The sequence below is a fragment of the Arthrobacter sp. C152 genome (genome assembly GCF_054890965.1).
Window position 1 is genome coordinate 56627 of the sequence record NZ_JBTZSU010000023.1, and the last position, 8261, is coordinate 64887.

Below are 8261 nucleotides of genomic sequence, written 5' to 3' on the forward strand. Positions count from 1 at the left end.
GATGGATCTCTCGCTTCGTTGGGAGGGAAAGAGGGCAGGGTTGCCCGAGGAAGGGACCTTTGTTTGTAGGTCTGTTAGTCCGCGGCCGGTGTCGGCTGGAGTGCGCGGACGTTGATGTGGGTTGCCAGTTGTTCCAGCAGGGGTGCGGCGTTGCGGATGGCTGTGTGAACGTCGGGGGCAATGTCCGTGAGGGCATGCACGGCGTCGAAGTCCGGGTAACGGGGTGCGGTGGGCAGCAGGCTGGAGCCGCAGACAGCAACTACCGGGATACCGTGCCGGGCAGCGGCGGTGAGGACGCCGGAGGGTGCTTTTCCTTGGAAGCTTTGGTCATCGAGCCGGCCTTCACCGGTGATGACCAGGTCGGTTCCTGCCAGTTGCGTGTCGAAGTTGAGCATTTCCAGTACGAGCTCGATGCCTGGCCTGGCGGTTGCACCGAGGACGGCCAGGGCTGCGTACCCGATACCGCCGGCAGCTCCGGCGCCGGGCATATGGGCCATGTCTGGTGCGATTTTGTCTGCGAAGTTGCTCAGTGCCCAGTCGAGGACCTTGACCTCTTCCGCGTCGGCTCCCTTTTGTGGGCCGTAGACGGCGGCGGCGCCGTTGGGTCCGTGGAGGGGGTTGGTGACGTCGGTGGCGAGGATGAACTCTGTGGCCTGGATCCGGGGATCCAGGCCGGACAGGTCGACGTGTTCCAGGTCCAGCAGGCTGACCCCGCCGGGGTAGAGGATGGCCCCTGAGCCGTCGGTCAGTGAGACCCCGAGGGCCTGGAGCATTCCTGCTCCGCCGTCGGTGCAGGCGCTGCCGCCCAACCCGATGATGATGCGCCGTGCGCCTGCGTCGAGGGCTGCGAGGATAGCGTCGCCGACGCCTCGGCTGGTGGATGCGAGCGGGTTCGGTTTCCTGTCTCCGCGCATGGCCAGGCCTGAGGTGAGGGCTGTTTCGATGATCGCCGTGCCGTCCCTGACCGCGATGGCCGAGTTCTGCAGGTCGTTATCCGGGCCGGTCACCGTGATTTCGCGCCGGCTGTAACCGTTGGCGAGGAAGGCATCGAGGGTCCCGTCACCACCGTCGGCTACTGGCAGCTCTGTGGTGTGGATTCCGGGAAAGGACGTGTGGAGTCCTTTTGCGATGCTGCGGGCGACTTCGGATGCGGTCAGGGAACCTTTGAACTTGTCCGGAGCGATGAGGACCGAGGGGCGGGACCCTTTGCGGCTGGGTTCGCGCCTGGGTTCCTTGATCCCGGAGGGCACGGCGGTCAATTTATTTGCCTTCTTCGGCCAGGGCGACGGCGGTGATTTCCTCTGCGACGGTCTTGCCGAGGACTTCGGAGGTGGCCACGCCGCCAAGGTCCGGGGTGAGGATGTGCTCTCCACCGCGGGCGAGGACGTTTTCGAAGCCTTGCTGGACTGCTGCTGCTGCCTGACGTTCGCCCAGGTGTTCGAGCATCATGGCCGCACTCCAGATCTGGCCGATCGGGTTGGCGATGCCCTTGCCGGCGATGTCCGGTGCCGAGCCGTGGACGGGTTCGAAGAGGCTGGGGAACTTGCGTTCGGGGTTGATGTTGCCGCTGGGGGCGATCCCGATGGTTCCGGTGCAGGCAGGGCCCAGGTCGGAGAGGATGTCGCCGAACAGGTTGCTTGCCACCACGACGTCAAACCAGTCCGGGTGCATGACGAAGTTAGCGGTGAGGATGTCGATGTGGTACTTGTCCACGTTGATGTCGCTGAAGCGCTTGGCCATCTCTTCGACGCGTTCGTCCCAGTAAGGCATGGAGATGGAGATGCCGTTGCTCTTGGTGGCCGAGGTGAGGTGCTTCTTGGGACGGCTCTGGGCCAAGTCGAAGGCGTACTTCAGGATCCGGTCGACACCGGTGCGGGTCATGACGGTTTCCTGCAGGACGGTTTCGCGGTCCGTGCCTTCGAAGATCTTGCCCCCGACGCTGGAGTATTCACCTTCGGTGTTTTCGCGGACCACGTAGAAGTCGACATCGCCGGGAACGCGGCCGGCCAGGGGGCTGGCCATGCCGGCGAGCAGCTTGACGGGGCGGAGGCTGACGTACTGGTCAAAGCCGCGGCGGAACTGCAGCAGGCTGCCCCAGAGGGAGACGTGGTCCGGGACGACTTCGGGCCAGCCGACGGCGCCGAAGAAGATCGCGTCGTAGGTGCTCAGCTCCTCGAACCAGTTGTCCGGCATCATCTTGCCGTGCTTGGTGTAGTAGTCGGCGTTGGCGTAGTCGAACTGGGTGGTTTCGAGCTTGAAGTCGAATGCTTCGGAGGCGGCTTCCAGGGCGCGCAGCCCTTCGGGCACGACTTCCTGGCCGATGCCGTCCCCGGCGATAACTGCGATGCGGTGGGTGTTGGTCATGGTGCTTGGTCTTTCGTGTAGAACGCCGTTGTCCCGGTGACGGGTCTGCCCGTGCAGGCAATACCTTCGGCTGTGCTTCCAGTCACCCCAGCGTAGAAGACAAGAAGCAGATGATTAAGAGCGTGTGGGACAATGCATTATTTCCGCTGACGAAAGAAGTAAGGATGGACCTCACCTCGATCGACGACTTGGAGTTCTTTGAACAGATATCGAGGTCGGAAAGCCTCACGGAAGCGGCCAGGAGCTGGGGTAAGTCCGTCTCGGCGGTCAGCAAGCGGCTGACCGCACTGGAGTCCCGGCTCGGAGTTCCGCTGGTGCGGCGCAGCACGCGCCGGCTCACTCTGACCGAGGAGGGACAGCTCTATGCTGCCGGCGCCCTGTCCATCCTGCAGCAGAAGACGGATCTGGAAGATGCTCTGTCCACCCAGCACGGGGAGCTCAAGGGGCGCATTGCGGTCCACTCCACGCTGGGAATCGGGCGGAAGCACATTGCTCCGCTGCTGGGCGAGTTTGTCCGGCAGCACCCACTGATCCAGATTGACCTGGAACTGTCGGCACTGCCGTTGAATATCTCGGGGACGAACTTCGACATCGCCATCCGGGTCGGAGGACTGTCGGACTCACGACTCAAGGCGAAACTGCTGGCCGGGAACCGCAGGATCGTCTGCGCCGCCCCTGGATACCTTGAAAGTGCGCCCCCGCTGGCAGTGCCAAGGGATTTGGAGAGGCATAACTGCATCGTGCTGCGTGAGAACAACGCGGACTATTCTCTGTGGCGGTTTGGCGAGCAGGGCCAGGAATACGTCAGCGTCAGCGGAAGCATGATCAGTGATGACGGTGATGTCGTCACGGACTGGTGCGCGCAAGGTCTCGGGCTGATCATGCGTTCCACCTGGCACGTGAACCCACTGATCCAGCAGGGAGTCCTCGAGCACGTACTGCCGGATGTTCCGACACCCGACGCCGACATCTACGCCCTGTACCCGGCCACCACCAAAACCCCGCGGCGGATCACCGCCGCCATCGAGCACCTGCGGCAGGGCCTCACGGAAAGGATCGGCCCCACATAGTTTCTCGCCGGCGGCCCTTCCGGCACTAGGCGGTTTTCTCCAGGTCCGGCGATGAATCGCTCTCGCGTTCCTCGAGGGCCCCCGTGACGGAAGCGGTGAGGCTGTTGGCGATGTGGGTCCTCGCCAGCTCGGCCGCGCCGGGGCCATCCCCGGCGGTGACCAGTTCCAGGATCTGGTGGTGCTGGTTCAAGTCGATGGTGCGTGGCTCATCACCGGACGGCAACTCCAACCCGATCCGTCGGTAGCGGTCGGACTTGTCCCACAGGTCATCCAGAAGCTTGATCAGGGTCGTGTTGTGCGAAGCGGTGTAAACGGCCCTGTGGAAGTCCCGGTGGGCGGTGATCGCGTCCTCGCCCCATACCCGGGTCACCGGCAGGAGCTTCTCAGCAGCGGCCCGCATCGCCTGGATATCCGCATCCGTGCGGCGGTAGGCCGCCAGTTCCGTCGCGGACGGTTCAAGGGACAGGCGGACCTCCAGCAGCTCGCGGGCTTCAGCGGCGCTCATGCTGGCAACCCGGGAGTCCCGGTGCGTGTCCATAATGATCAGGCCCTCGCTGGAGAGCCGCCGGATCGCTTCCCGCAGGGGCGTGATGCTCATCTGCATGTTCTCAGCCAACTCATACTGGGAGATCCGCGAGCCCGGGGCCAAAGCGCCGGAGAGGATCAACTGGCGCAGTTCGCTGTACGCCAGGCTGCCCTTGCTCGAAAAGACGTTGGTAGTACTCATCTAAACGCTCCAAATCTCCAGGGAGCGTAGCCCCCGCTTCCCCACAGTATACCTCCGAGGAAACATCTTATAAGAAATCTCTCGTCAGGACTTGTGCTCCGGATCACGAGCCGCTAACCTCGATTCAACGTCTTATAAGATATTTGCAGCCGAGCAACCGGCGGGTGCAAATCTTAGGGCCAAGCCCAAAGGGTCTGTCTTATAAGAAATAAGATCCAACCAAGAGAGATTCAAAGATGAAAATCGTTTCCGCCCACGTCGGCACCATCCCCATCAGCTCCTCCATCCGGAACGCCTTCATTGACTTCACCAAGATGGACACCACGATCCTCGCCCTCGTCAGCGACGTCTTCGTCGATGGCAAGCCGCTGGTCGGTTACGGCTTCAACTCCAACGGCCGCTACAACGCCACCGGCATCCTTGAGGACCGGATCCTGCCGCGCCTCCTGGACGCTCCCGCTGAGGACCTTCTGGACGAGGACGGCGGCCTCTCGCCGGAGAAGGCATGGGACATCATGATGTCCAACGAAAAGCCCGGCGGCCACGGGGAACGCTCCGTTGCCGTGGGTGTGGCCGACATGGCCCTGCACGACCTGGCCGCCAAGATCGCCGGCGTGCCCCTGTACCGGTGGATCTCCGACCACTACGGTGACGGCAACCCGGACAAGGACGTCTTCGTCTACGCAGCCGGCGGCTACTACGCCCCCGGCAAGACCCTGGAAGACCTCCAGAACGAAATGCGCAACTTCCTCGACCAGGGCTACAACATCGTCAAGATGAAGATCGGCGGCGCCGACCTGGCCGAAGACCTCCGCCGCATCGAAGCCGTCATCGAGGTCCTCGACGGCGACGCTTCCCGCCTGATGGTTGACGTCAACGGCAAGTTCGACCTGGAAACCGCGCTCGAGTACGGCAAAGCCATCGATAAGTACGGCCTGTTCTGGTACGAGGAAGTCGGCGACCCGCTGGACTACGCCCTGAACGCCACCCTTTCGGAGCACTACAAGAACCCGATCGCGACCGGCGAGAACCTGTTCTCCCTCCAGGACGCCCGCAACCTCATCCGCTACGGCGGCATGCGCCCTGACCGCGACTTCATCCAGATCGACCCGGCCCTGAGCTACGGCCTCACCGAATACCGCCGGATCCAGGACATGCTGGCCCAGCACGGCTGGTCCTCACGCCGCTGCATCCCCCACGGCGGACACCAGTTCTCCCTGCACATCGCAGCAGCCCTCAAGCTCGGCGGCAACGAGTCCTACCCGGGCGAATTCCAGCCCACCGGCGGCTTCACCGATGACGCAGTCATCGTCAACAGCCGCGTAGCCCCCGGCGACCTGCCCGGCATCGGCCTGGAAGGCAAGGCCGAGTTCTACAAGGTCCTGCGCGGCCTGCACGAGTAAGCATCCAAACCTGTCTGGTCCCGGGCAGCAGAACTGCCCGGGACCAGGCACCCCCCAAATACTTCTCTGTCTGTCGTGCAAAGGAGCACCGAAGATGTCGTCCCACACCCTGCAGAATCCCCAGCATTCCGCCCACCCACCCAAGCAGCGGTCCCGGTTCGGCCGGCTGATGCGCGAACTCTGGTTCCAAGTCGTCCTGGGCGCCGTCCTGGGCATCGCCGTCGGCCTCCTCCTGCCCTCTGTCGGCAAGCAGTTGACGCCCCTGAGCGACTGGTTCATCGCCCTGGTGAAAATGATCGTCATCCCCGTGGTGTTCTGCGTCGTCTCGCTCGGCATCGCCTCGATGGACAGCCTGCGCAAAGCCGGACGCATCGGCGTCAAAGCGCTCGGCTACTTCATCGCCCTGTCACTGCTGTCGATGCTGATCGGGCTTGTCGTCGCCAACGTCTTCCGCCCTGGTGACGGCATGAACATCGACCCGTCCCAACTTGACGCGAGCAAAGTCCCGGCAGCGGCAAGCAAGGGCTTCGACGGCCTGGCCTTCGTCAACAGCATCATCCCCGAGTCCCTGTTCGGCGCCCTGACCGGCCACACCATCATCGCCGCCCTCATGGTCTCCATCGTGTTCGGCGCCGCAATGAACGTCTCCGGAGAAGCCGGCCAGTTCCTGACCAAGGGCATTCAGGCCCTCTCCACGGTGATCTTCAAGATCGTCAACTGGGTCATGCGCCTGGCCCCCATCGGCACCTTCGGCGCCCTGGCCGCCGTCACGGCCAACTACGGCACCCAGAGCCTGCAGCAACTGGGCATCCTGGTCCTGCTGTTCACCGCCACCTGCATCGTCTACGTCATCGTGGTCCTGGGTATCGTCGCCCGAGCCTGCGGCATGAACATCTTCACCGTCATGCGCTACTTCAAGGCCGAACTCCTCATCGCCCTGAGCACCTGCTCCAGCGAAGCCGTCCTGCCGCAGCTGATCAAGAAGCTCGAAGCCATGGGCGTTGGCAAGTCCACGGTCGGCATCGTCATCCCCTGCGGCTTCTCCTTCAACCTTGACGGATCCGCCGTCTACCTGACCATGGCCTCGGTGTTCCTGGCCCAGGCCGTCGGCATGGACCTCTCATGGGAACAGCAGCTGGTGATGGTCGGCGTCATGATGCTCACCAGCAAGGGCACCGCAGGTATCGCCGGCGGCGCATTCATTGTCCTGGCCAGCACCCTCAGCTCGGTCGGCGGCATCCCACTGGCCGCCCTGGCACTCATCGTCGGCATCGACCGTCTCCTGAACGAAGGACGTGTGTTCATCAACGTCCTCGGAAACGCCATGGCCGCTGTCGTCATCGGCAAATGGGAAAAGGACTTCGACCCCGAACAGGCCCGGGCAGCCCTGCACGCCGCTGGAAAAAAGAAGAACGAACTCGAACCGAAACCCATCGCTGCTGTGGAAGCCGACAAGGTAGACATCCACTAACACCCCACGCGCCAGGGCCGCCGCACACAACGCGGCGGCCCTGACCGCGTGAACCGCAATATGTGGAGCTACCGGTCACGCATCCGCAGCAAACCAGAGGAAAGAACCACCATCATGGCCCCCCGCATTTTGATCACCACCGATTACCTGCGTCCTGGAGACACCGTCGATAGGCTTCTGCGGGAGCACGGGCTTGAACCGGTCTACTCACCCTCACGCGGTCCACGAACTCCGGAAGAACGCCGCTCCCTCTTTAACGGAATCGCCGGCGCGATCCTCGCCAGCGAACCAGTCACGGCCGACATGCTCGAATCAGCCTCAGCACTCAAGGTCCTCGCCCGCAGCGGCGTCGGCTACGACTCCATCGACACCGAAGCATCCCGCCAACTCGGCATCCGCGTCTGCAACACCCCAGGCGTCAACCACGATGCCGTCGCCGAAATGACCATCGCCCTGATGCTCATGGCAGCACGAAACCTGCCCGCCGTCATTCAGGGCGTCAAGGAAGGCGACTGGCCGCGGGGTGCCGGACGGGAACTGCGCGGAGCGACCCTCGGCGTCATCGGATTTGGTCCAAGCGGACGAGCGGTAGCGCGGCTGGGCGCCGCCCTCGGTATGACAGTCCGGGTCAGCACATCGCATCCGGACTCCCTGGAACCCGACGTGAAGTTCACCGATTTCCAGGCGGCCATCAGCGCCTCCGACTACCTCACCCTCCATGCACGGCCCGACCGTTCGGGGGCGCCGTTGATTGACCGCCTGGTCTTGGAGGCCATGAAACCCACGGCCGTCCTCATCAACACCGCCCGCGGTTCACTCATTGATGAAGAAGCACTGGCCGATGCCCTTTCCGCAGGAGAGATCGCCGGAGCGGCACTGGACGTCGTCCGGCACGAACCCCTGCCTGCCGGCCACCGGCTTCGGGAGGCCGACAACGTCCTGATCACCTCCCACCTTGCCGGTCAGACCGTGGAAGCACGCGAACGCGCCGGCGTTGCAGCCGCCTGGGCCGTGATCGACGTCCTCGAAGGCCGCGAGCCCGCGCACCCCGTCGTCTAGCCCCATCACCGCCGGTGTATTGCGCCCGTCGAAACCGCACGATCAGACCCTGCGTCGCCCGCAGCAACAAGGAGAACAATGCGCATTGCACGCTTCCAACTAGATGATTAAGTCCTATTGGTTTCAGTGGTCGTAGGCGATGAGTGAGCGTTTGCGGGGCGCGTTGA

The 8261-nt window shown here is 63.5% G+C and carries 7 protein-coding genes; 4 read left to right on the plus strand and 3 right to left on the minus strand.

Features of this window, described 5'->3' with window-relative positions; translation table 11 throughout:
* Positions 1–74: 74 nt before the first annotated feature.
* Both ACYSM9_RS15195 and ACYSM9_RS15200 read right to left on the minus strand, forming a co-directional pair.
* Positions 75–1250, minus strand: a complete 1176-nt coding sequence (locus ACYSM9_RS15195; protein ID WP_461857792.1) for a glycerate kinase — start codon at positions 1248–1250, stop codon at positions 75–77.
* A 10-nt stretch (positions 1251–1260) separates the two neighbouring features.
* Positions 1261–2364 (minus strand): tartrate dehydrogenase, encoded by a 1104-nt coding sequence (locus tag ACYSM9_RS15200; RefSeq protein ID WP_461857786.1) that lies wholly within the window; start codon positions 2362–2364, stop codon positions 1261–1263.
* A 164-nt stretch (positions 2365–2528) separates the two neighbouring features.
* Here ACYSM9_RS15200 and ACYSM9_RS15205 point away from each other — a divergent pair, with 164 nt between their 5' ends.
* On the plus strand, positions 2529–3434 hold the full coding sequence (locus tag ACYSM9_RS15205; RefSeq protein ID WP_461857787.1) for a LysR family transcriptional regulator: 906 nt from the start codon (positions 2529–2531) through the stop codon (positions 3432–3434).
* A gap of 25 nt (positions 3435–3459) precedes the next feature.
* On the opposite strand, the gene ACYSM9_RS15210 is transcribed toward ACYSM9_RS15205, so the two are convergent.
* On the minus strand, positions 3460–4161 hold the full coding sequence (locus ACYSM9_RS15210) for a GntR family transcriptional regulator (RefSeq protein ID WP_461857788.1): 702 nt from the start codon (positions 4159–4161) through the stop codon (positions 3460–3462).
* 236 nt (positions 4162–4397) lie between these two features.
* Between ACYSM9_RS15210 and ACYSM9_RS15215 the strand changes: the two genes are divergently transcribed.
* The 3 genes from ACYSM9_RS15215 to ACYSM9_RS15225 all read left to right on the plus strand — a co-directional run bounded on the left by ACYSM9_RS15215 (position 4398) and on the right by ACYSM9_RS15225 (position 8094).
* Complete coding sequence (locus ACYSM9_RS15215; protein WP_461857789.1) at positions 4398–5564, plus strand: mandelate racemase/muconate lactonizing enzyme family protein; 1167 nt, start codon at positions 4398–4400, stop codon at positions 5562–5564.
* Between the two features lie 94 nt (positions 5565–5658).
* Positions 5659–7035 carry a cation:dicarboxylate symporter family transporter gene (locus ACYSM9_RS15220; protein ID WP_461857790.1) on the plus strand — a complete coding sequence of 459 codons (1377 nt, stop codon included), beginning with the start codon at positions 5659–5661 and terminating at the stop codon, positions 7033–7035.
* Between the two features lie 114 nt (positions 7036–7149).
* Positions 7150–8094, plus strand: a complete 945-nt coding sequence (locus ACYSM9_RS15225; RefSeq protein ID WP_461857791.1) for a phosphoglycerate dehydrogenase — start codon at positions 7150–7152, stop codon at positions 8092–8094.
* The last annotated feature ends 167 nt before the right edge of the window (positions 8095–8261 follow it).

Bases quoted from the DNA above. Each gene is read 5' to 3' on its own strand.
- ACYSM9_RS15200 (WP_461857786.1), bottom strand. From the start codon at position 2,364: ATGACCAACACCCACCGCATCGCAGTTATCGCCGGGGACGGCATCGGC.
- ACYSM9_RS15205 (WP_461857787.1), top strand. From the start codon at position 2,529: ATGGACCTCACCTCGATCGACGACTTGGAGTTCTTTGAACAGATATCG.
- ACYSM9_RS15210 (WP_461857788.1), bottom strand. From the start codon at position 4,161: ATGAGTACTACCAACGTCTTTTCGAGCAAGGGCAGCCTGGCGTACAGC.
- ACYSM9_RS15215 (WP_461857789.1), top strand. From the start codon at position 4,398: ATGAAAATCGTTTCCGCCCACGTCGGCACCATCCCCATCAGCTCCTCC.
- ACYSM9_RS15220 (WP_461857790.1), top strand. From the start codon at position 5,659: ATGTCGTCCCACACCCTGCAGAATCCCCAGCATTCCGCCCACCCACCC.
- ACYSM9_RS15225 (WP_461857791.1), top strand. From the start codon at position 7,150: ATGGCCCCCCGCATTTTGATCACCACCGATTACCTGCGTCCTGGAGAC.